Source organism: Ensifer sp. ZNC0028 (assembly GCF_000799055.1).
Taxonomy (GTDB): Bacteria; Pseudomonadota; Alphaproteobacteria; order Rhizobiales; family Rhizobiaceae; genus Ensifer.
This window is the reverse complement of the sequence record NZ_JTLA01000085.1, coordinates 23,412-45,845: the sequence shown is the minus strand read 5'-3', so window position 1 is coordinate 45,845 and position 22,434 is coordinate 23,412. Positions and strand designations below refer to the sequence as shown.

General features: G+C 62.1%; 24 protein-coding genes. 4 read left to right on the top strand and 20 right to left on the bottom strand.

Annotation, left to right across the window (positions count from 1 at the left end; genetic code table 11):
- The first annotated feature begins 134 nt into the window (after nucleotides 1-134).
- Nucleotides 135-950 carry a protein-disulfide reductase DsbD domain-containing protein gene (locus L981_RS19590; protein WP_371258897.1) on the top strand — a complete coding sequence of 272 codons (816 nt, stop codon included), beginning with the start codon at nucleotides 135-137 and terminating at the stop codon, nucleotides 948-950.
- A gap of 73 nt (nucleotides 951-1,023) precedes the next feature.
- Nucleotides 1,024-1,509 (top strand): peroxiredoxin, encoded by a 486-nt coding sequence (locus L981_RS19585; protein ID WP_034801256.1) that lies wholly within the window; start codon nucleotides 1,024-1,026, stop codon nucleotides 1,507-1,509.
- 46 nt (nucleotides 1,510-1,555) lie between these two features.
- On the opposite strand, the gene rnhA is transcribed toward L981_RS19585, so the two are convergent.
- The 13 genes from rnhA to coxB form a co-directional block, all read right to left on the bottom strand.
- Nucleotides 1,556-2,023 carry a ribonuclease HI gene (gene rnhA, locus L981_RS19580; RefSeq protein ID WP_043619877.1) on the bottom strand — a complete coding sequence of 156 codons (468 nt, stop codon included), beginning with the start codon at nucleotides 2,021-2,023 and terminating at the stop codon, nucleotides 1,556-1,558.
- The gene (locus L981_RS19575; protein WP_043619875.1) at nucleotides 2,020-3,000 is read right to left on the bottom strand and encodes a homoserine kinase; all 981 of its coding nucleotides are present in this window, start codon (nucleotides 2,998-3,000) and stop codon (nucleotides 2,020-2,022) included. The genes rnhA and L981_RS19575 overlap by 4 nt, the downstream gene beginning before the upstream one ends.
- 40 nt (nucleotides 3,001-3,040) lie before the next feature.
- Nucleotides 3,041-4,051: a 4-hydroxy-3-methylbut-2-enyl diphosphate reductase gene (ispH, locus tag L981_RS19570; protein WP_043619873.1), complete on the bottom strand. Its 1,011-nt coding sequence runs from the start codon at nucleotides 4,049-4,051 to the stop codon at nucleotides 3,041-3,043.
- 3 nt (nucleotides 4,052-4,054) lie between these two features.
- The gene (locus tag L981_RS19565; protein WP_043619925.1) at nucleotides 4,055-4,420 is read right to left on the bottom strand and encodes a DUF1304 domain-containing protein; all 366 of its coding nucleotides are present in this window, start codon (nucleotides 4,418-4,420) and stop codon (nucleotides 4,055-4,057) included.
- Nucleotides 4,421-4,473: 53 nt separating this feature from the next.
- A complete protein-coding gene (locus tag L981_RS19560; RefSeq protein ID WP_043619871.1) occupies nucleotides 4,474-5,241 on the bottom strand; it encodes an SURF1 family protein in 768 nt (255 codons plus the stop codon).
- Complete coding sequence (locus tag L981_RS19555) at nucleotides 5,210-5,593, bottom strand: DUF983 domain-containing protein (RefSeq protein ID WP_043619869.1); 384 nt, start codon at nucleotides 5,591-5,593, stop codon at nucleotides 5,210-5,212. Before L981_RS19555 ends, L981_RS19560 begins: the two co-directional genes overlap by 32 nt.
- On the bottom strand, nucleotides 5,590-6,078 hold the full coding sequence (locus tag L981_RS19550) for a murein L,D-transpeptidase family protein (RefSeq protein ID WP_043619868.1): 489 nt from the start codon (nucleotides 6,076-6,078) through the stop codon (nucleotides 5,590-5,592). Before L981_RS19550 ends, L981_RS19555 begins: the two co-directional genes overlap by 4 nt.
- Nucleotides 6,079-6,179: 101 nt before the next feature.
- On the bottom strand, nucleotides 6,180-7,058 hold the full coding sequence (locus L981_RS19545; protein ID WP_043619866.1) for a cytochrome c oxidase subunit 3: 879 nt from the start codon (nucleotides 7,056-7,058) through the stop codon (nucleotides 6,180-6,182).
- Nucleotides 7,059-7,122: 64 nt separating this feature from the next.
- Entirely contained in the window at nucleotides 7,123-7,716 is a 594-nt protein-coding gene (locus L981_RS19540) for a cytochrome c oxidase assembly protein (RefSeq protein WP_043619864.1), read from the bottom strand.
- Between the two features lie 11 nt (nucleotides 7,717-7,727).
- Nucleotides 7,728-7,868 (bottom strand): hypothetical protein, encoded by a 141-nt coding sequence (locus L981_RS34615; protein WP_043619862.1) that lies wholly within the window; start codon nucleotides 7,866-7,868, stop codon nucleotides 7,728-7,730.
- A complete protein-coding gene (locus L981_RS19530) occupies nucleotides 7,868-8,824 on the bottom strand; it encodes a heme o synthase (RefSeq protein WP_043619860.1) in 957 nt (318 codons plus the stop codon). Before L981_RS19530 ends, L981_RS34615 begins: the two co-directional genes overlap by 1 nt.
- 98 nt (nucleotides 8,825-8,922) lie before the next feature.
- Nucleotides 8,923-10,611 (bottom strand): cytochrome c oxidase subunit I, encoded by a 1,689-nt coding sequence (ctaD, locus tag L981_RS19525; RefSeq protein ID WP_043619858.1) that lies wholly within the window; start codon nucleotides 10,609-10,611, stop codon nucleotides 8,923-8,925.
- Between the two features lie 20 nt (nucleotides 10,612-10,631).
- A complete protein-coding gene (gene coxB, locus L981_RS19520) occupies nucleotides 10,632-11,513 on the bottom strand; it encodes a cytochrome c oxidase subunit II (protein ID WP_043619856.1) in 882 nt (293 codons plus the stop codon).
- Nucleotides 11,514-11,879: 366 nt separating this feature from the next.
- Here coxB and L981_RS19515 point away from each other — a divergent pair, with 366 nt between their 5' ends.
- Nucleotides 11,880-12,410, top strand: coding sequence for an invasion associated locus B family protein (locus L981_RS19515; protein ID WP_034801218.1), 531 nt, complete (start codon nucleotides 11,880-11,882; stop codon nucleotides 12,408-12,410).
- A 123-nt stretch (nucleotides 12,411-12,533) separates the two neighbouring features.
- Here L981_RS19515 and ribB read toward each other — a convergent pair whose 3' ends face one another.
- The 3 genes from ribB to L981_RS19500 all read right to left on the bottom strand — a co-directional run bounded on the left by ribB (nucleotide 12,534) and on the right by L981_RS19500 (nucleotide 18,184).
- Nucleotides 12,534-13,634 carry a 3,4-dihydroxy-2-butanone-4-phosphate synthase gene (gene ribB / locus L981_RS19510; protein WP_043619854.1) on the bottom strand — a complete coding sequence of 367 codons (1,101 nt, stop codon included), beginning with the start codon at nucleotides 13,632-13,634 and terminating at the stop codon, nucleotides 12,534-12,536.
- 40 nt (nucleotides 13,635-13,674) lie between these two features.
- Complete coding sequence (gene aroC, locus L981_RS19505) at nucleotides 13,675-14,772, bottom strand: chorismate synthase (protein ID WP_043619852.1); 1,098 nt, start codon at nucleotides 14,770-14,772, stop codon at nucleotides 13,675-13,677.
- 232 nt (nucleotides 14,773-15,004) lie between these two features.
- A complete protein-coding gene (locus L981_RS19500) occupies nucleotides 15,005-18,184 on the bottom strand; it encodes an EAL domain-containing protein (protein WP_052201891.1) in 3,180 nt (1,059 codons plus the stop codon).
- Between the two features lie 295 nt (nucleotides 18,185-18,479).
- Between L981_RS19500 and L981_RS19495 the strand changes: the two genes are divergently transcribed.
- Nucleotides 18,480-18,740 carry a DUF1344 domain-containing protein gene (locus L981_RS19495; protein WP_043619849.1) on the top strand — a complete coding sequence of 87 codons (261 nt, stop codon included), beginning with the start codon at nucleotides 18,480-18,482 and terminating at the stop codon, nucleotides 18,738-18,740.
- A gap of 145 nt (nucleotides 18,741-18,885) precedes the next feature.
- Here L981_RS19495 and L981_RS19490 read toward each other — a convergent pair whose 3' ends face one another.
- The 4 genes from L981_RS19490 to L981_RS19475 all read right to left on the bottom strand — a co-directional run bounded on the left by L981_RS19490 (nucleotide 18,886) and on the right by L981_RS19475 (nucleotide 22,306).
- Nucleotides 18,886-19,470 (bottom strand): histidine phosphatase family protein, encoded by a 585-nt coding sequence (locus L981_RS19490; RefSeq protein ID WP_043619847.1) that lies wholly within the window; start codon nucleotides 19,468-19,470, stop codon nucleotides 18,886-18,888.
- A 47-nt stretch (nucleotides 19,471-19,517) separates the two neighbouring features.
- Nucleotides 19,518-20,336 (bottom strand): enoyl-ACP reductase FabI, encoded by an 819-nt coding sequence (gene fabI, locus L981_RS19485; protein WP_043619845.1) that lies wholly within the window; start codon nucleotides 20,334-20,336, stop codon nucleotides 19,518-19,520.
- Nucleotides 20,337-20,544: 208 nt separating this feature from the next.
- Nucleotides 20,545-21,624, bottom strand: a complete 1,080-nt coding sequence (locus L981_RS19480; RefSeq protein ID WP_043619843.1) for a DnaJ C-terminal domain-containing protein — start codon at nucleotides 21,622-21,624, stop codon at nucleotides 20,545-20,547.
- Between the two features lie 229 nt (nucleotides 21,625-21,853).
- Entirely contained in the window at nucleotides 21,854-22,306 is a 453-nt protein-coding gene (locus L981_RS19475; protein WP_034801195.1) for an RT0821/Lpp0805 family surface protein, read from the bottom strand.
- Nucleotides 22,307-22,434: the final 128 nt, after the last annotated feature.

Here is a 22,434-nt window from a genome sequence, read left to right as displayed (position 1 = left end):
TATTGCACGCACGGCGTTCACTTCGCCGTGTCCGATCAAGCAATTATGATCGTTGCTTCCGTCGCAGCGTCTGGAGCGGTTTTGGCAAAAGCGATATTGCTTGCCGTATGATCCAGTGCTTCACACACCAGAAAATGGCCCAGTTCATCGGCGCGGCAAGCCTGGCTGGCTGTTTTTTTCTCCCCTTCGGCGCCAACGCGGCCACCAGCGAGTGGGTCACCTCCCCCGGCGGCATGATCCGTCTGGTCGCCGCCCAGCCCAAAGAGGACGGCACGATCCCGGCAACACTGGAGGTCAAGCTCAACCCTGGCTGGAAGACCTATTGGCGCGAACCCGGTGCAAGCGGCATTCCCCCGCAGGTGACGCTCGACCCGAAAGGCGGCGTGGAGCTGGAAAAGATCGGCTTCCCAGTGCCGAAGACGTTTGACGACGGCGTCGTGCGCTACATCGGCTATGACAAGCCGGTCGCCTTCCCGCTGACATTGAAGCGCCTCCACGGCAGCGGCGACGTTACCATTCGCGCCTCCGTTTTCCTCGGCATCTGTGAGGACATCTGCATTCCGGTGCAGGGCGAGCTCACGCTCGCAATCAAGCAAGGCGGCTTCGACAATCCGCTCGACGGCGCGCGGATCGACGATGCCGTGGCTGCACTGCCGGAGGCGCCGTCCACGGATTTCGCAGTCACCGCGAGCCGCTACGACGCCGAAAAGGCGATGATGCATCTGTCGGTTCGCCTACCCGCCGACCACAAGGATCCGGAAGTCTTCCTCGCCGGGCCTTCGGGCATTTCGTTCGGCAAGCCCGAGATCCAGCCTGCCGGCGACAGGGCGTTGAACGCAGCCGTTCCGGTGAGGCTCACGGGCAAGGACAGGGAACTCAAAGGCAAGCCGATCGTTTTGACTGTGCGCGCCCAGGGCCGCAGCATGGAGACGACCCTTGCCTTTGATTAGGGCGCATCTATAGTCCGCCGAGTTCTCCGACAAGTGCGGAGAAGCGAGACGCAAGCAACGCAAGGAGAGTGCCGTGACCATTGCCGTCGGAGACAAGCTGCCAGCCGCAACCTTCAAGGAAAAGACCGCCGACGGTCCCGTCGAGGTCACCACCGATCAGCTCTTTGCCGGCAAGCGCGTCGTGCTCTTCGCCGTCCCGGGCGCATTCACGCCCACCTGCTCGCTTAACCACCTGCCCGGCTATCTCGAAAACCGCGACGCGATCCTTGCCCGCGGCGTCGACGACATCGCCGTCGTCTCGGTCAACGACCTGCATGTGATGGGCGCCTGGGCAACCACTTCGGGCGGCATGGGCAAGATCCACTTCCTCTCAGACTGGAACGCCGCCTTCACCAAGGCGCTCGGCATGGATATCGACCTGTCGGCCGGCACGCTCGGTGTGCGCTCCAAGCGCTATTCGATGCTCGTAGAGGACGGCGTGGTAAAGTCGCTCAATCTTGAGGAAAGCCCCGGCCAGGCGACCGTTTCGGGCGCTGCCGCGATGCTCGAGCAGCTCTGAGCACAGAAGCAAGTGCACATGGAAACGGGCCTCGACGGCCCGTTTTTCATTTCACCAGAAGCGAGCCCAAACCACGTTTCTTCTTGTAGGGTTCCATGCCCTTGCGCGCGAGTTCGTCTGCGCGCTCGTTCTCCGGATGGCCGGCATGGCCCTTGACCCAGTGCCAGGTCACCTTGTGCCGCCGGTTGGCCTCGTCCAGCCGCTGCCAGAGCTCGCCGTTCTTCACCGGCTTCTTGTCCGCGGTCTTCCAGCCGTTCTTCTTCCAGCCGTGGATCCACTTGGAGATGCCGTCCATCACATACTTGCTGTCGGTGTAGAGATCGACCTCGCAGGCGCTCTTCAGCGCGTCGAGCGCCGAGATCGCCGCCAGCAGTTCCATGCGGTTGTTGGTGGTTTCGGCCTCACCGCCGGAGAGTTCCTTTTCCACCTCGCCATAGCGCAGCACAGCGCCCCAGCCGCCCGGTCCAGGATTGCCCGAACAGGCGCCGTCGGTGAAGATGTCGATATGTTTCATGCCTGGCCCCCGTCGCGGCGCAGGCCGTATTCGGCGCTGGACGCAATCGCGCGGTGGAAGCGGATCTTCGTCAGATATTCGAGCGGATCCTTCTTGACCACGAGCGCGCCGGCCGGCGTCATCAGCCAGTCGTAGAGCCGCGTCAGGAAAAAGCGCAGCGCCGAGCCGCGGCAAAGCAGCGGCAGGGCGTCGACCTCGGCCGGTGTCAGCTTGCGCACGCTCTCGTAGCCCGAAAGCATCGCCATGCCCTTGGTGATGTTATAGGAGCCGTTCTTCTCGAAGCACCAGGAATTGAGGCATACGGCGACGTCATAGGCGAGATAGTCGTTGCAGGCGAAGTAGAAGTCGATGAGCCCGGACAGCTGGTCGCCGAGGAAGAAGACGTTGTCCGGGAAGAGATCGGCGTGGATGACGCCTTCCGGCAGCGATTTCGGCCACTGGCGCTCCAGATGTTCGAGCTCGGCCGAGATCTCGTCCTTGAGACCGGCCTGAACCTCGTCGGCGCGCGCTTCGGAATTGACCCAGAGCGGCCGCCAGCCGCCGACCGAAAGCGCATTGGTGCGCTTCAGCGCAAAACCCTCGCCGGCGACATGCATGGCCGCCAGCGCCTTGCCCACTTCGTGGCAGTGCCTGGCTTCGGGCTTTCTCAGCCACATGCCTTCAAGGAAGGAGATGACGGCGGCAGGACGACCCGAGAGCTCGCCGAGCAGCTCGCCGTCGGAACGTGGTAGCGGCAGCGGGCAGGACAGACCACGCTCGGCCAGATGATGCATGAGGCCCAGGAAGAACGGCAGGTCGCCGGCATTCACGCGCTTTTCGTAGAGCGTGAGGATGTAGGAGCCCTTGGTCGTGTGCAGCAGGAAATTGGAGTTCTCGACGCCCTCGGCGATCCCCTTGTAGGAGGTCAGCTGGCCGACGTCATAGGCGGTGAGAAAACGGGCGAGATCGTCTTCCGTGATATCGGTGTAAACGGCCAAGGGTGTCCACTCTCAAGAAAATGCGGGCAGGAAATGCGGCTTATTCGCCGTTGACGAAGGCCATGTCGGCAGCCGTCAGCGGCACGTGGCGGATCTCGCGGTTGACGAGGAAGTTCTCGTTTTCCTCGACCGTATCGGCGAGTTCCACGGAAGCTTCGTAGCGTTCGCGAAACGCCTCGATGATCTCGTTGACGATCACTTCCGGCGCAGACGCACCGGCCGACAGGCCCACCGTAGAGATATCGCCGATTTCATCCCAGTCGATTTCCGACGCCCGCTGGACCAACACGGATTTTTTCGCGCCGGCTCTCAGCGCCACTTCTACGAGGCGCTTGGAATTGGACGAGTTGGGCGCACCGACGACGAGGAACAGGTCGCAGCCGGGGGCTGCCTGCTTCACCGCTTCCTGGCGGTTGGTGGTGGCGTAGCAGATCGAATCGGCGGCGGGCGCCGTGAGGTTCGGAAAACGCTCGTGCAGCCGCTTGATGACGCCGGCGGTGTCGTCGACCGACAGCGTCGTCTGGGTGACGAAACCGAGGTTGTCCGGGTCCGGCGGCTGGTAGACGTCGGCATCCTCGACGGTCTCGACCAGCGATACCGTTCCTTCCGGCAATTGGCCCATGGTGCCGATCACTTCGGGATGGCCGGCATGACCGATCAGGACGACGTGGCGACCGAGGCGATTGTGGCGCATGGCCTGCTTGTGGACCTTGGAGACCAGTGGACAGGTGGCGTCGAGATAGAACAGGTTGCGGGCATCCGCGTCGGCGGGCACCGACTTCGGCACACCGTGCGCCGAAAAGACGACCGGCTGCTTGCGGTGTTCCGGCGGGATCTCGTCGAGCTCTTCAACGAAGATCGCACCCTTGGCTTCGAGACCTTCGACGACGTATCGATTGTGGACGATCTCATGGCGGACATAGACCGGCGCGCCGAATTCCTTCAGCGCCAAGACGACGATCTGGATCGCGCGGTCGACGCCGGCGCAGAAGCCGCGCGGGCCGCAAAGGCGGATGGTGATCGGGGATTTTTCTGCCGCTGATGATGCCATGGATCAGGATGCCATTAGGAGGAAAACGAGCGCTGCGATCGCCGGGCCGCCCTGGATGAGGAGGATACGCGGCTTGACCGACCACGCGCCATATATAGCGGCAACGACCACGCACACAAGGAAGAACACCTTCAGCTGGATGGCAAAGGCGGCTTCCGCCTGGACCAACGACCAGAACAGGCCGGCGGCGAGAAAGCCGTTGTAGAGCCCCTGGTTGGCCGCGAGCACCCGTGTCGTCTCGGCCTGCTCGGCCGTCATGCGGAACACGGCCCTTCCCTTCGGCCCGGTCCAAAGGAACATTTCCAGCACCAGGAAACCGATATGCAGCAAGCCGGTCAAAGCAATCAGTGTGTTCGCGATGATCGTCACGTTGCCTCCGCTGCCGTTCGTCACGCACGGTTAGCATGACGGTAAACCCGCGGCTATCGCCCGCGCCGCATTGCATAGATGCCGCTGACCAGCACCAGAGCCGCTGCCAGCCCATACCACGTCAGCGCATATTGCAGGTGGTTGTTGGGCAGGTCGAACTGGGTCACACCGCCAATCGGCAGACCGCCCGGATTGGGCGTCGCATCGGCATCGACGAACAACGGCACGACCTTGTCGGCGGGAAGGCCGACCGAAGACGCCATCGTGTCGAGGTCCTTCCAGTAGAAGATGTTCTTGGCGAGATCGTTGTCCGGAACGAGCGACGACGGCTTTCCGTCAAGCTTCGGCCTTGCAAGACCATGAATGCCGACGAAGGCGGGAAGCTCGCCGGCAAGCCGGGTCGAGGAATCCTTCTGCTCGAAAGGCACGAAACCGCGATTGACGAAGAGAAAGCGGCCGTCGTCCAACCGTAGCGGCGTGAAGACGTAATAGCCGGTGCGGCCATTGAAAGTCGCGAAGAAATGCCGCTCCTTGCTATGGTCGAACCCGCCAGTCACCGTGACGGTGCGGTAGTCGATGTCGCCGCCATCGGCGAGGATCTTCTCGATCTCGGCAAGTGTCGCCGGTGGTGCAGACCTGCGCTCGGCCATGGCCGAAAGCAGGCCTTCCTTCCACTGCAGCCGCTGCATCTGCCAGGTGCCGAGCGAGACGAGAATGGCAAATGTCGCGACGAGCAGCAGCAACGTGCCGATGCGACCGATCAGGCCGCTCTTTTTCCTGGTCGCGATCTCAGCCACGGTCGATCTCGCCCGGACGCGCATTGTTGCGGAATTGCAGGTTGATCAGGATGCCCTTGAGCATCCGCGTCAGGCCGAGGCTGAAGATCACCGCAAGCGGGATCCACAGGATGAAGTGTAGCCAGAGCGGTGGGTTGAAGTTGACCTCAGCCCAAAGCGCCGCGCCGACGACAATGAAGCCGACGATCAGGATCACGAACACGACAGGGCCATCGCCGGCATCGGCGAACTTGTAGTCGAGATCACAGCTCGCACAGGACGGCTTGACCTTCAGAAACCCGTCGAAAAGCTTGCCCTGGCCGCAGCGCGGGCAAAGCCCCTTGATCCCGGTCATTACCGGGTCAACCGGCGGGAAATGTGCCTTGTCTTCACTCACGGCTTGATCTCGATTGGCGTGTTGTTGGGCACCATGGCCCAGATTTCTTCCATTTCGGCATTGGTAACGGCAATGCAGCCATTCGTCCAATCGAAGCGCTGCGTCAAAAAGGCCAGCCAGCCGAAATAATTGGGCTGGCCATGGATCATGATCATGCCGCCGGGATCGACGCCGCTTGCGGCGGCGGCCGAGACATCGGCCGGCGCCGGATAGGAGACGTGAATGGACTTGTAGTAGCCGCTGCCGGGGTTGCGCCAGTCGAGCGAATAGAGCCCTTCCGGCGTCTTCTGGTCCCCCTCCTGGCGCTTGTGGCCAATGGGGTTGCCGCCGAGCGCAACCGTGTATTCACGGATCACCTGGTCCCCTTGGAAGAGCTGCAACAGCCGCCGTTCCTTGTGCACGACCACTTTGTCCGCGTTGTCGGCGGCCGCGGCCGGCAAACAGCCGGATACCAAAAGCGCCGCCGCCACCAAGCCCAACCTCATTTCCGTCACCCCTCGAGCCGTCCTGTGGGCACACCACCAAAAGAACAAGGCGGCTGCATGACTGCAACCGCCTTGTCGAAACGAGCGTAGGCTTTATTCGCTTACATGTGAGCGACAGGCGCGCCCCAACCACCCCAGATGTAGATGGAGAAGAAGAGGAACAGCCAGACGACGTCAACGAAGTGCCAGTACCAGGCGGCCGCCTCGAAACCGAAGTGCTGCTTCGGGGTGAAATCGCCACGCAGCGCACGGATCAGGCAGACGAGCAGGAAGATCGTGCCGACCAGGACGTGGAAGCCGTGGAAGCCGGTCGCCATGAAGAAGGTCGCGCCGTAGATCGAGTCCTTGAAGGCGAACGGAGCGTGAGCATATTCGTAAGCCTGGACGTAGGAGAACAGCACGCCGAGCGCGACCGTCAGCGCCAGACCGTTGACCAGGCCCTTGCGGTCGTTGTGCAGCAGCGCGTGGTGCGCCCAGGTCACCGTCGTGCCGGAAAGAAGCAGGATGACGGTGTTGTAGAGCGGCAGGTGCCAGGGATCGAGAACCTCGATGCCCTTCGGCGGCCAGACGCCGCCGGTGAAGGCGGTGCGGGTTGCCTGGATGGCTTCGCCCGGGAACAGGCTGGCATCGAAATAAGCCCAGAACCAGGCGACGAAGAACATCACTTCCGAAGCGATGAACATGATCATGCCGTAGCGCAGGTGCAAGGCAACGACGCGGGTGTGGTGACCCTCATGCGCTTCCTTCACGGTGTCCGACCACCAGCCGTACATGGTGTAGAGAACGATGATGAGGCCTGCGAGCAGGATCCAGACGTTTGCGAACTCGAGGCCGAAGATCTTCAGCGAGCTGCCCGACAGATAGCGCATGTAGCAGATGCCGCCGAACGCCATGACAAAGGCGCCGATCGAGGCAAGCAGCGGCCAGGGGCTTGGGTCAATGATGTGGTAGTCGTGATTCTTCTGATGCGCACCGGCCATGTCAGTAATCCCCGAAATGTCTCTCTCTCGTCGCCCTTCCGGCATAGCCGAAAAGGACCTCCATTCAAAGTTTGTTCTCTTCCGTCTTCACCTGCGCGACCGGCTTAGACGGTTCGCGCGGATAGAAGGTGTAGGAAAGCGTCAACGTCTTGATGTCCTTGGTCTCCACCGCCTTGACCATGTCCGGATCGACGAAGAATACCACTGGCATCTCCATCTCCTCTCCCGGCTGCAAGGTCGTCTCGGTGAAGCAGAAGCACTGTACCTTGTTGAAGTAGGCGCCCGCCTGCATCGGCGTGACGTTGAACGTCGCCTGACCCGTCGTCGGCTTCGACGACAGGTTCTTCGCCTTGTACATCACCTGCACCGTTTCACCGATGCGGATGTCGATGTCGCGCTGGACCGGCTTGAACTCCCAGGGCAGGCCGCCCGAGGTGTTCGCGTCGAAGGTGACCTTCACCTTCTCGTCCAGGATGACGTCGGACGCCTGCTCGACGCGCTGCGTCGTGCCGTTGTAGCCGGTGACGCGGCAGAACATGTCGTAAAGCGGCACGGCCGCATAGGCCATGCCGACCATGCCGCCAACGAAGGCCAGGCAAGTGCCCACGACGACGCGGTTGGAGCGCTGCGAGCTTGTGGTCTGCGGTGAATTCGTCATGCCATCCCGCCTCAGTTGACCATGCCGTTGCCGAACTTGATCAGCGTGACGATGTAGAACAGGACGACGAGACCGAAGAGGACGAAGCCGAGCGCGATGTTGCGGCCGCGGCGCGATTTCTTCTGGGCATCAGTGAGCTTGACGGTTTCCATCAGGCAATACTCCCGGCATTCAGCCAGATATTGACGATCAGGTGGTCCGCCATCAGGGCGGAGAAGATCACGAAAAGATACATGATCGAGAAGGCAAAGAGTTTCTTGGCCGGCAGCATGCGCTCGTCCGTCTCCGGCATGCGCAAGACGCCGATCGAGTACCACACGAAGCCGAGGCCGAGAGCCGCTGCGACTGCGCCGTAACCGATGCTCGCAAAACCGAGCAAGGTGGGACAGATGCCGATCAGTGCGGTCAGCACGGCGTAGATGACGATCTGCTTCTTGGTGGTCGCCTGGCCGCAGACATTCGGCATCATCGGCACGCCGACGGCGCCGTAGTCGCCCATCTTGAAGAGCGCGAGCGCCCAGAAGTGCGCCGGGGTCCATAGGAAGGTGATGAGGAAGAGAACGATGCTTTCGACCGATACGGCGCCGGTCACGCAGGCCCAGCCGATCATCGGCGGGAAAGCGCCGGCAGCACCGCCGATGACGATGTTCTGCGGCGTCGAACGCTTCAGCCACATCGTGTAGATGACCACGTAGAAGAAAATGGTGAAGGCGAGCAACCCGGCTGCGAGCCAATTGACGGCGAGCCCGAGGATCATCACAGAAAAGGCAGACAGCGTCAGACCGAAAGCCAGCGCTTCCTGCGGCAGGATCTTGCCGGCCGGGATCGGGCGCTTGGCGGTACGGGTCATGACCGCGTCGATGTCGGCGTCATACCACATGTTCAGCGCGCCCGAGGCGCCAGCGCCGACGGCGATGCACAGGATGGCGATGAAACCGATGAAAGGATTGATATGTCCTGGTGCGAGCACCAGCCCGGCGAACGCCGTGAAGACGACCAGGGACATGACACGCGGCTTCAGAAGCTCGAAGTAATCGCGCGCAGAGGCTTCGGACAGGCGCGGTACGCCTTCCATGCCGACTGCTTCGTGATTGTCGATGACCGTCATGTCTTGTCCCTGCAAAAGTCCCGGCCGCAAGGGCCGTGTGTCGCCGGTTTCCCGGCGGGGTGAAGCCGCCGGAAACGGCGGCTTCTGTTCGTTGCCCGTCACTTGATGCGCGGGAGCTGTTCCCACTGGTGGAACGGCGGCGGCGAAGACAGCTGCCATTCCAGAGTGTTCGCACCCTCGCCCCACGGATTGTCGCCAGCGACGCGCTTCTTGGCGAAGGCTTCGAAGACGCCGAAGAGGAAGATCAGGACACCGACGGCTGCGACGTAGGAGCCGTAGGACGAAACCATGTTCCAGCCGGCATAGGCATCCGGATAGTCGATGTAACGGCGCGGCATGCCTGCGAGGCCGAGGAAGTGCTGCGGGAAGAAGATCAGGTTCACGCCGATGAACATGACCCAGAAGTGCAGCTTGCCGACGAACTCGGAGTACATGTAGCCGGTCATCTTCGGGAACCAGTAGTACCAAGCCGCGAAGATTGCGAAGACGGCGCCGAGCGACAGAACGTAGTGGAAGTGAGCAACCACGTAGTAGGTGTCGTGCAGCGAGCGGTCGAGGCCGGCGTTGGCGAGCTGAACGCCCGTAACGCCACCGACGGTGAACAGGAAGATGAAGCCGATCGCCCAGACCATCGGGGTCGTGAAGCGGATCGAACCACCCCACATCGTCGCGATCCACGAGAAGATCTTAACACCGGTCGGAACAGCGATGACCATCGTCGCGAAGACGAAGTAGCGCTGCGTGTCGAGCGACATGCCGACGGTGTACATGTGGTGAGCCCACACGATGAAGCCGACGGCGCCGATCGCGACCATGGCGTAGGCCATGCCGAGGTAGCCGAAGATCGGCTTGCGCGAGAAGGTGGAAACGATGTGGCTGACGATGCCGAAGCCCGGCAGGATCAGGATGTACACTTCCGGGTGACCGAAGAACCAGAACAGGTGCTGGAACAGGATCGGGTCGCCGCCGCCTTCAGGCGCGAAGAAGGCCGTGCCGAAGTTGCGGTCGGTGAGCAGCATGGTGATGCCGCCTGCCAGAACCGGCAGCGAGAGCAGAAGCAGGAACGCGGTGATCAGAACCGACCAGGCAAAGAGCGGCATCTTGTGCAGCGTCATGCCCGGAGCGCGCATGTTCAGGATCGTGGTGATGAAGTTGATCGCACCGAGGATCGAGGACGCGCCGGCAATGTGCAGGCCGAGGATGACGAAGTCCATCGCCGGTCCTGGCATGCCCGATGTCGAGAATGGCGGATAGATCGTCCACCCTCCCCCTGCACCATAGGCACCGGCCGGACCTTCGACGAACATCGAAAGTAGCACGAGCAGGAAGGCCGGAATGATCAGCCAGAAGGAGATGTTGTTCATGCGCGGGAACGCCATGTCCGGCGCACCGATCATGATCGGAACCATCCAGTTGGCGAAGCCGCCGATCAGCGCCGGCATGACCATGAAGAAGATCATGATGAGCGCGTGCGCGGTCGTGAACACGTTGAACATGTGCTTGCCGCCGTCGATGGCAGCATCGCCCTCGAAGCCGTAAACCATCTGCGCCAGACCGTGGAAGATCTGGATGCCCGGCTCCTGCAGCTCGGCGCGCATGAAGATGGACAGCGTGCCACCGATGATGCCCGCGAAGATCGCGAAGATCAGGTAGAGCGTACCGATGTCCTTGTGGTTGGTCGACAGGAACCAGCGCTGGAAGAAGCTCAAAGGCTTGTGCGCATGGTCTGCGTGGCCATGATCGGAGTGATCATGGCGTTGGTCTTGATGAACGGCTGTTCCAGCCATGGGTCGAGCTCCCCTTCCGATTACTGTGCGGCGTTAGCGGCGACGTCGACGGTCTTGGCCGAGTCGATGGACGCCATGAGCGCCTTGTTCGCATCGCCAACATTCGTTGCGGCGGCTGCGAGCCAGGTGTCGTATTTTTCCTGCGAAACCACGCGGATGGCGATCGGCATGTAAGCGTGGTCCTTACCGCAGAGCTCGGAACACTGGCCGTAGTAAAGACCTTCGCGCTCGGCCTTGAACCAGGTTTCGTTCAGGCGGCCGGGAACGGCATCGATCTTCACGCCAAAGGCAGGCATTGCAAATGCATGGATCACGTCAGCAGCGGTGACGAGAACGCGAACCGTCTTGCCGACCGGCACGACGACTTCGTTGTCGACGGCGAGCAGGCGCGGATATTCTTTCTTGTCTTCCTTGCCGAGCGTCGCGCGGTCTTCTTCCTTCATCATGATGCTGTCGAAGGTGAGCGGGCTTTCGCCGACTTCATACTCGTAGGACCAGTACCACTGGTTGCCGGTCGCCTTGAGCGTCAGGTCCGGATTGGCCGGCGGCGTCAGCTGCGCGGTCAGGAGCTGGAAGGACGGGATCGCGAGGAAGAGAAGGATGACGACCGGACCGACGGTCCAGACGACTTCGATCGCGGTGTTGTGGCTGGTCTTGGACGGAACCGGGTTCGCGCTTTCGCGGAACTTGATCACAACGATGATCAATAGGAGGAGAACGAAAAGTGTAATCGGAATGATGAACCACAGGGTATAATGTTCAAACCACGTGATTTCTTCCATGATGCCCGTAGCGGCCGACTGAAAGTTCGTCTGCCATTCGACAGGCTTGTCAGCAAAGGCGCTCGAAGCAAAAAGCAGACAGGCAAGCGCTGCCAGAACTGCATAAGCCTTGTTTTTCACAATGTGTCTCCCCAATGCGCTTGATCAGGATCAAACCGGAACGCAGAATCCCTGCGATACTGCTGCGCTTCAAACCACAGTTTGTCCGATGCCGCAACATCTGACCAATCAACCCCATGCGGCATTTTTGCACAAACGTTGCTTTTCACACAGGCACCCCTCGAAACCCGTGGCGAAACCACCTATAGGGGCTGTTCTGCGCGCTTGGCGATCCGATTGCACAGCGCTTTGACGGCGGCGCGCCGGATAGGGCGCCGAACCCGCCCAATTTCCGCCATATGGCGCTGGAATGTGCCCCGCAGGGCTTTTCATTTATTCCTGCGCACTTCAAGAATAGCCCTGATGATTCGACGTTTTGAGGTTTACATGGGCCTGCCCCTCTTTTCCCGACTGTCGGCCTTCGCCGCCTTCGGCCTTGCCGTTCTCGCTCTCCCGGCCCAGAGCCTGGCCCAGCAGCCCGCCGGAACACCCGGCACGGTCAAGTCCAACCATGGCGCGTGGTCGATCGTCTGCGATCAGCCGCCGGGCGCTTCCGCCGACCAGTGCGCGCTGATGCAAAACGTCATCGCCGAAGACCGGCCGGAAGTCGGCCTTTCGGTGGTCGTTCTGAAGACGGCGGATCGCAAGGCCAAGATCCTGCGCGTGCTCGCTCCGCTCGGCGTGCTTCTGCCGAACGGCCTCGGCCTCAACGTCGACGGCAAGGATATCGGCCGCGCCTATTTCGTGCGCTGCTTCTCCGACGGCTGCTACGCGGAAGTGGTGCTCGAGGACGAACTCCTGAAGACCTTCCGCTCCGGCGCAACCGCGACCTTCATCGTCTTCCAGTCGCCCGAGGAAGGCATCGGCATTCCCGTCGACCTCAAGGGTTTCGGCGAAGGCTACGACGCGCTGCCCTGATCGGCGACATATTCAAAGACAAACAAAGAGCCGCGCTTCGAGCGCGGCTTTTTTGTTGGCGAGTATAAAGACAAAGCCCGGATCGATGATCCGGGCTTGATACATTGCGGAAGCGACGCGTCGTTAGATGATATCGGTCCCGACGATGTTGATACCGAAGCCCTCGAGCCCGACATAGTGGCGTTCGCGCGAAGCGAGCAGCCTGATGGAACTGATGCCGAGATCCTTCAGGATCTGCGCGCCGAGGCCGATTTCCAGCCACTCGTTTTCACGGGCCTGCGCCTCGTCGTGGGCCTCGCGGTCGTGCTTGCCTTTGCGCGCCGTCTGCGACACGCCGACGCCAACCGAGCCTTCGCGCAGATAGACGATGACCCCCCTGCCCTCGTCGGCAATGCGCTTCATGATGCGGTCGATCTGGCAGTCCTTGCCGAAGACGTCGGCGCCGACGTTTTCGAGATGCAGGCGAACCGGGATGTCGACGCCGTCACGGATATCGCCGAAGACGACGGCGAGATGCTGCATCGGATCCCAGGGCAGCGCATAGGAATGCCCCTTGGCCGCACCGTAGGGCGTCTCGATATCGAAGGAACCGCCATGCTCGATCAGGGTTTCCTTGCGCTGGCGGTAGGCGATGAGGTCGGCGACGGAAACCTGCTTCAGGCCATGGGTGTCGGCGAAGCTCGCCACCTGCGGCCCGCGCATGACCGTGCCGTCGTCATTGACGAGTTCGCAGATGACGCCGATCGGCGGCAGGCTGGCAAGCCTGCAGAGGTCGACGGCGGCTTCCGTGTGGCCGGAGCGCATGAGAACGCCGCCTTCGCGCGCGACCAGCGGAAAGATGTGACCGGGGCGAACGAAATCCGTGGGACCGACATTGGGATTGGCGAGGTTGCGAACCGTCAGCGTGCGGTCGTCGGCGGAAATGCCGGTCGTCGTGCCGTGCTTGAAATCCACCGAGACGGTGAAGGCCGTCGTATGGGCGGAATCGTTTTCGGCCACCATGGCGTTGAGGTTCAGGCGCTTGGCCTCCTCGCGCGGCATCGGCGTGCAGACGATGCCCGAGGTGTGGCGCACGATGAAGGCCATCTTTTCCGGCGTGCAGTGCACCGCCGCGACGATCAGGTCGCCCTCGTTCTCGCGGCCGTCGTCATCGGTGACGACGACGATTTCGCCGGCCTCGAAAGCGCGGATGGCATCGACGACACGCTTCTGATCATAGGACATGGTGTTCTTCCCGAATTTGTCTGGGCCGGCTGAAGCCGAATTACTTGAGGCGGCCGGTCTGGCCGCGGTCACGCAGGTAGTGATCCGCGATCGTGCAGGCAAGCATCGCCTCGCCGATCGGCACGGCACGGATGCCGACGCACGGATCGTGGCGCCCCTTGGTGCGCACGTCGACCTCGTTGCCGTCGCTGTCGACCGAGCGCCGTTCTGTGAGGATCGACGAGGTCGGCTTGATGGCGAAACGCGCGATTACGGGCTCGCCGGTGGCGATGCCACCGAGAATACCGCCAGCATGGTTCGACAGGAAGACCGGCTTGCCATCGGCACCGATGCGCATCTCGTCGGCATTCTCCTCGCCGGTGATTTCGGCCGCACCGAAGCCGTTGCCGATCTCGACGCCCTTGACGGCGTTGATCGACATCAGGTTCGAGGCGATGTCCTGGTCGAGCTTGGCATAGATGGGCGCACCGATGCCGGCGGGCACGCCCTCGGCCACCACTTCGACGACGGCACCGATCGAGGATCCCGACTTGCGGATGCCATCGAGATATTCTTCCCAGACCGGCACGATCTCCGGATCCGGCGCGAAGAAGGGGTTGTTTTCGACCTCGGCCCAGTCCCAGTTGGCGCGGTTGATCTTGTGCTTGCCGATCTGCACGAGTGCACCGCGCACGACGAGCCCCGGCACGACCTTGCGAGCGATACCGCCAGCAGCCACACGTGCCGCCGTTTCGCGCGCCGACGAACGCCCGCCGCCGCGATAGTCGCGGATGCCGTATTTCAGATCATAGGTGTAATCGGCGTGGCCGGGACGGTAGCGCTTGGCGATCTCGGAATAGTCCTTCGAGCGCTGGTCGGTGTTTTCGATCAGCATCGAGATCGGCGTTCCGGTCGAGATCATCGTCTCGCCATCCTCGTCGAACATGACGCCCGAGAGAACCTTGACCAGATCGTCCTCGCGGCGCTGCGTCACGAAACGCGACTGGCCAGGTTTGCGCTTGTCGAGCCAGACCTGGAGCTCGGCGAGGGTGAAACGGATGCCGGGCGGGCAGCCGTCGATGACGCAGCCGAGCGCCGGCCCGTGGCTTTCGCCCCAGGTGGTTACGCGGAAGAGATGACCGAAAGTGTTATGCGACATGAAGGCAACCGACCCTAAGCAAGCAACGGCCGTACGTTTGTACGCGGATGCCCTCTCTTACTGCATAATTCCTCAAATCGATATCGATTTAAGGACAAAATTATGCAGCGCTTCAGAGTGCTACAGCGACCTTAGCGCGTCTTAGAAGACGCGCGGCGCTGTCGTGGAAAGCCGAAGACGGGGAAAGCCGAAGACGGGGAAAGACTTTTGCGACCCAGCGCGACGTCCTCGGTCACGATGCCAGGCGCAGACCCCGCTCGGTTGCGAAGGCGAGAAACTTCTCGGAGCTCAAGGGCCTCGCGAAGGCGTAGCCCTGCAGCACGTCGCAGCCGAGGATGCCGAGCATTTCGGCATGCGCCATCGTCTCGACGCCTTCGGCCACCGTCTCGATGTTGAGCGAGCGTGCGATCTCGATGATCGAGCGAACCAGCGCCTGTTCGCTGCGTGCGCTCAAGACCGGGACCACGAGCTGGCGGTCGATCTTCAGCCGCTTCGGCTTGATCTTCAACAGGCTGACGATCGAGGTGTGCCCGGTACCGAAATCGTCGACCTCGATGTCGATACCCAGTCGCTTGATACCCTCGATGTTGGTCGCGACGATATCGTCGCTCTCATCGAGGAAGATCGATTCCACCAGCTCGAAGCAGATCTGGCCGGGCGCAATGCTCAGGCCTTCAAGCGAAAGCAGCAGATCGTCGTCCTGAAGCCGCTTGGCCGAGACGTTGACCGAAATCTTGGGAACGCGCACGCCGGCGGCGGCCCAGCGCATCTGGTCCTTGAGGGCTTTCTCCAGAACCAGCCGGTCGAGCGCAGCGGTGACGTTGAGTTCGTCGGCGATCCCGAGGAAACGGTCCGGCGTCAGGATACCCTCGCGCGGATGCTTCCAACGCACCAGCGCCTCCACGCCGCAAAGCGCAAGCGAGGTCGCGTCGAACTGTGGCTGGTACCAGGGCTCGAATTCGTCCCGCTCGATGCCTTCGAGAATTTCATCGGCGATGCGTTTGGCGGTCACCACCTCCGCCTGCAACGTCTCGGTGAAGAACTGATAGCGGTTTCGGCCAGCTTCCTTGGCGCGATAGAGCGCGATGTCGGCGTTGACCAGCAGCTTGCGCGCGTCGATTTCCGGGCCTTCTCCGACCGCGACACCGATGCTGACACCGAAGCGGCAGGGAAACCCGTTATAGTCGACCGGCTGCCGCATTGCGGCGATGATGCGGTCGCAGCGCGGCGCAAGTGCAGCCTCTCCGACAACCCCGGTCACGGCAACCACGAATTCGTCGCCGCCGATGCGCGCGATGATATCGCCGGGCGAGGTGTTCGCTCTGAGGATCTCAGAGGCATGGACCAGCATGGCGTCGCCGGCGGCATGCCCGAGCGTATCGTTGATCTGCTTGAACCTATCGAGGTCGATATGAAGGATGGCGATGTCTTCCCGATCACCGTCGGGCGACGACGTCAGGCGCTCCAGCGCCTTGTCGAGCATGCGGCGGTTGCCAAGCCCGGTTAGCGGGTCGTGCAGCGCATTGTGCTCGATGCGCACGCGCGCCTGCTCCAGTTCGGCGTTTTTCGCGTCCGCCATCGCCTTTGCCGCGCGCAGCTGCTCGGTCATCAACACGTCGTCGGTGACATCGAGCGCCATGCCCACGAACTTGCGCGCACCATCGGGCGATACATGCAGCTTGCCGACCGAGCGGATGTGGCGGACGCCGCCGGTCGGCAGCACCACGCGTGCCTGATGCACATAGGTTTCATCGATCGCGATGGCGCGGTTGACGGCATCGAGCGCAGGCCGGCGGTCATCGGGATGAAGCGCAGTCAGCCACGTCTCCTCGTTGGTGATGCCGTCGGTGTAAACGAGACCGTAAAGCTGGTGCATGCGGTCGTCCCAATAGGTCAGGCCGCTGTCGAGATCGGCCTCCCACATGCCGCAGCGATAGGAATCGAGCGCCAGATCGAGCCGGCGCGACAGCAGTTCCAGATCCTGCTCACGCTCGTAGAGCCCCTTCAGCGCCTGTTCGAGTTCGTGGTTCTGCTGGTCGACCTGCGCCTTTGCGGCGCTCAGCCGCTCGTTTCTCGCCACGTCGTCGCTGACGTCCCAACTGATGCCGGTGACCTTGGCGCGTCCGTCGGCGCCGCGGTAGCTCGATCCGACATTGCGGATATGGCGCATCGTTCCATCGGGCAGGAGGACGCGATATTGCGACCGGTATTCCAGGCCATCGTCCAGGCTGCGGAAGAGCGCGTTGGCGGCAATGCCGATATCATCCGGATGCACCGTCGCCCGCCACTCATCATATGTCGGCTCGTCCACATGGGCCTCCAGCCCGTGCAGGTGAAACATCCGGTCGTCCCAGGAGCGCTGCTGGCTCTCGACGTCGATCTCCCAGATCCCGATCTTCGACGCGTCGAGCGCCAGGTTCAGGCGATGAGACAGCGTCATCACCTCCCCTTCCCGAGCCTTCAGCTTGGCGATGTTGCGCTGTCGCTCGTTGACGAGGCCGCCGGCCAGAAGGATCGGGATGACCACCACCGTGACGGCGGCAACGATCGCCATCTGGATGAAGCTGCTGTTTTCGGGAAGCTGCTTCCATCCGCCGACCGGCATGGCCGCAAGCTCCCACACGCCGCCGGCGAGCTCCAGCCGACGCTTGACCGGCGCGGCTCGAAAGAGAGCGTCGTCGCCGTAGAACGCATCCTGTATGCGCTCCGGCTCGGAAATGTCGCGGATCGCCAGATGAACGTCGATGTGGCGGTGATCCCGGGCCAGTTCCGGCGCTTCGCCGCCCGATTCGAGCAGGCGTGCCGCGCGGTAAAGCGCCTTCTCGTCGAGTATCGCCTCGACATAGCCCCAACGCTCCATGCGGCCCTGGATCTTGGAGAAGACCGGCAGGAACAGTTCGAAACCATTGCGGCCGCTCGGCAGCCGGATCGGGCCGATCATCACCGGCCTGACCGTCGAGGACGCGCGCTCGATGGCGTGTCTTGTCGCGCCGAATCGGTTGAAGTCGCTGCCGACGAACCATTGCTGGCTCTCGCGCGGAAAGGCGATCCGCACCACGCCACCCGGCGCTGCCGAAGCGCGCACCATCTGTGGGTTCTGCAGGAGGAGCTTCGTCGCCATGACAGTGAAGTCGTCTGACGTCATGGCCGGGTGGACGCCGATGCTGTTGGCAAAACCGTTCAGCGCCGCAATGCTGGTATTAACCTCCGATTGCAGCCGGTTGGCAATGAGGTTCAGTTCGTTCTCGACGTCGATCCGAAGGTCGTTCTGAAAATTCTCGCGATTTTGTCGCTCATAGACATGCCCGCCCGTAAAAACGACAAGGCCAGCGATCGCCGCCGGAATGAGCGACGGTTTCGCAAATCTGGCGGCGGCCCGAATGCGCTGGCGCAGAACGTCAATGATCTTCAATCTCTTCCCCTCGGTCCCCAACCAAAGGTAGCGAGCGAGTCTTAAGATTGGCTTTCGTCACGATTCCTTGGCAAACCCTATAATTCATGGGGAAACCACCCCGCCGATATCCGGAGTTCGGCCCCTGCCCGCTTGAAAAATACGGTATCGCCGTCCAGTCTCCAGAGTTCGGATAGACCATCAAAAAAAGCGGGGCGTCCGGCCAAAAGCCACGCCGCAAGGCAATTTTTGCCACAATCGGGGATCAAAGGGAGTGACAAGAATGTTCGCAGAAACGTTGAAGAGGGCAAGAAGAATGCGTTTTGTTATTGCCGCACTCATGGCCACCGCAGGGCTGCTCTCCCCCTTGTCCGCCCTGGCCGAAAGCGCCGACGTTGAAGCTACCATTACGGGTGTTGATACCGATAGGCTGAGCCTGTCGCTTGACGACGGCAAGAACTACCAGGCGCCCGAGGAATTCAATTTCGAAGGCCTGAAGGCCGGCGTAAAAGTTCTCGTCTTCTACACGGAAGTGGACGGCAAAAGGGTCATCAACGACCTCGAAATCGTTCAATAACAAGGCGTGGCCTTTCCTAGCGGCCACTGCACGGTTCGGACGAGCCGATTTTCACATTTCTGGAAGCAGGTTTCTCGGATGCCCCGCGCGCGGGCATCCATGTGAAGCGCATTGCGCGCCACCGCGCCAAACTACGCCCTAGGCTTCAGACCCAGCCGATGGCGTTGCCGGAGATCCGCAGAAGGCGGTCCTGCGGGATCGCCGCGGTCGCGGCCTCCTCAGCTTCCATTTCCCCGAAAAGCTTGAACAGCACACGAATGACGCCGCCATGACTGACGCAGACCGTCGGCTTCGTCACGTCCCTGAGCCAGGCAGCTATGCGCCAGGACAGGATTTCGTAGCTCTCGGCATCCTCACCGGGGGGAATGAAGTCCCACTTCACGGCGCGCCGTTCGGCGATCCGCTGCGGCGCCGAGCGCTTAAGTTCGGGCAGCGTGTGCCCTTCCCAATCGCCGAAGGAAACTTCCTTGAGCCGCTCGTCGGTGCGGTAGGCCTCCGGGTCGAGCCCCATGGCCCGACGGACACGCTCCATGGTCTCGCGGGTGCGGCCGAGCGGACTGGCGACGAAGTCGAAATGCCTGATATCGGCGCCGAGGATGCCTCCAAGCGCGACGCCGTTGCCGGTCGCCTGCTGGCGACCGAAGTCATTGAGAGGGATATCCTTTTGCCCCTGGAGCCGGCTTTCGGCGTTCCAGTCGGTCTGTCCGTGACGGATCACATAGATCAGCACAACATGTCTCCGGGCAGCAGGCTGCCGAATCCGACTTTGCGGTTCGGTCAGTCCTTGATCACGGAGATATCGGGCGCGTCCACTGCCTTCATGCCGACGACATGGTAGCCGCTGTCGGCGTGGTGCACTTCACCGGTGACCGAGCGCGACAGGTCCGAAAGCATGTAGAGGCCGACGTCGCCGACTTCCTCGATGGTGACGGTGCGGCGCAGCGGCGCGTTGTACTCGTTCCACTTGAGGATATAGCGGAAGTCGCCGATGCCTGAGGCAGCCAGCGTCTTGATCGGGCCGGCGGAAATCGCGTTGACGCGGATGTTCTTCGGGCCGAGGTCGACCGCGAGGTACTTGACGCTTGCTTCGAGCGCAGCCTTGGCGACACCCATGACGTTGTAGTTCGGCATGACCTTCTCGGCGCCGTAATAGGTCAGCGTCAGCATCGAGCCGCCGTCCGTCATCAGCTTTTCAGCGCGACGGGCAACCGAGGTGAAGGAGTAGACCGAGATCTGCATCGTCTTGGCGAAGTTGTCGGCCGAGGTATCGACGTAGCGGCCGGTCAGTTCGTCCTTGTCGGAAAAGCCGATCGCGTGCACCACGAAATCGATCTTGCCCCACTGCTTCTCGAGCGTATCGAAGACGGCATCGATGGAGGCTTCGTCGCTGACGTCGCAATGGCCGGCCATGAAGCCGTCGATTTCCGCAAGCAGCGGCTCGACGCGCTTCTTCAGAGCGTCGCCCTGATAGGTCAACGCAACTTCACCACCCTGCGCGTGGATGGCCTTGGCAATGCCCCATGCGATGGAACGGTTGTTTGCAACGCCCATGATGACGCCGCGCTTGCCCTTCATCAGACCGGATGCCTGAGCCATGGTAAGTCCCCAATACTATTCCAGCATCGGCGGGCGCCGGTGCCAAAGATCAAAAATGTCAAAGACGCCCCACGAGAACGGGTGCGGCAAAATGTCGAGAATTGCCTATGGCATAGCCGCAAGGGTGGTTCAAGCGCGGCTGAGATCAGGAACTGTTAGTCCCCGTAATATTGGGTCAATGTGTCAGCGAACTGTCACAAATGGCCTGTCACAGATAGAGGCCGTCGCGTTGCGACTTCATCAAATCGGTGATCTTGTCGTCGGGCGCCTCGGGCAGAACCAGTCGCAATTCGACCAGCAGGTCGCCATGCGTACCGTAAGCGCCGGGCATCCCCCTGCCCGCAAGACGGATGACCTTGTCCGAGCCGGACCAGGCCGGAACGACCACGGTAACCTGCCCGACCGGAGTTTCGAGCACCTGTTCGCAACCGAGCACAGCGCCCTGCAGGTCGACCGGCAAAGTGGTCATGAGATCAAGGCCGCGGGCGCGGAACGTCCCACCCTGGTCAACCCTGAGCGTGACGACGACGTCGCCGCGGGTCATGCCGGTCACCCGATAGCCCTGCTCCGCCAGACGAATGCTCTGACCGTCGACGGCGCCCGGTGGGATCTGCACCTTCAGGCTTTCGCCGTCAGGAAGCTCGACGGAGAGGCGCTGGCGGTTGATCAGGTCGTCGATGCTGACGGCGAGATCGACGGGAAGATCAGGTACTTTCTCGGCCGTCTTTGCCGCGCGCCCCCGGATGCGCCGGACGATCGCCGCTACAAGCTCGGCTGCCGGTGCGGCTGCACGCTGCATCAGCGGCGTCTCGGTCTTGAGAGCGCTTTCCTGCTGGGGCTCGGGCGTTGGTTCCGGCTTGCTTTCGGAAGCCTGGGCCGGGCGCTCCGGCTCCTTCGCCGCCGCAGCCGGCTTGGGCGCTGGCTTGGGTGTGGGCTTTGGGGAGGGCCGGGCCGACTTGGTGCGGGTCTCCGCACCGAAAATCTGTGAAATGGCATCCTCGGCGGTCTCGGCGTCGACGGGTGCCTCTTCCTGAGGCCGCATCTTTGCCTTCATCGCCTCCATGCGACGAAGCTCGGCCTCGCGGCGCGCATAATCGTAGCGGCTTCTGAGCTTCGGGTCGCGCAGGAGTTCATAGGCCTTGCCGGCCTCGGCAAAACGCTCGGCGGCGTTGGGATCGTCCTGGTTGTGGTCCGGATGCACGGCCTTTGCCAGCGAACGCCAGGCGGCCTTGATTTCATCCTGCCCGGCGTTGCGCCGTACCCCGAGGATCACATAGGGATCACGCATGGTTTTACCATCTTCTCTGATCGGCAGCCGCTCCCTGACGCCCGCCTTTGCCCCGATTGCAGGCGCCATCGTCGCCCGTCCGTTGAATGCCGATGATCAGGAGAAGTTGCTAAATAGTGGTTAGCCACGGGTGCTCATGCGGCCATTGGGACGGCATCGTGGGCCGCCATGGGCGCATTTGCCGAAACGTGGTTAACCGCCGATTTCAACGACTTGGGTCGGGTGCCGCTCAGGCACGCGGGCCGAAGCTCGTCAGATACCATGCGCCGTCGCCGCCCTGGCAGGTGCTGCCGTCGAACTTGGCGATGCCCTCGTAAGAATGACGCGTCGTTGTGAAGCGGCGGCAGAGCATGCCGCTGGCGCGGTCTTCCTGGATGCTGCTGATGACGCCGGCGCTGCCGGAGGTCGCATTGGCCCAGGGAATTGGATTGATGGCGCCGCTGTTGAGCTCGGCCGATGTCACGGCGTTGCGAACCATCACTGCGTCGGAAAGGCCATCGGAAGTCTTGGCGACGGGAACGGTGCCCGTCGAAACCGTGCGGTCGACACCGCTGCCGAAAAGGTCGAGGCCAGCCCCCATGCAGCCGGACAGCGCCAGGACCGGCAGGCAAATTGCCGCGCTACGCAGCAAGGCGAAGGAATACCCCTTCTTGGCGTCGATCCACTTTGCTATGTCTTGCACGGCAATCCTGTCAGACTCGCTGGAGCCGCACGTTTCTCGACAAGGTCAACATACAGGCTCCGACATTTTCGATGCGGAAACACCGGTCGGGCTCATCCCGAAGCATTTCCGCGCCAGACATCACGGCA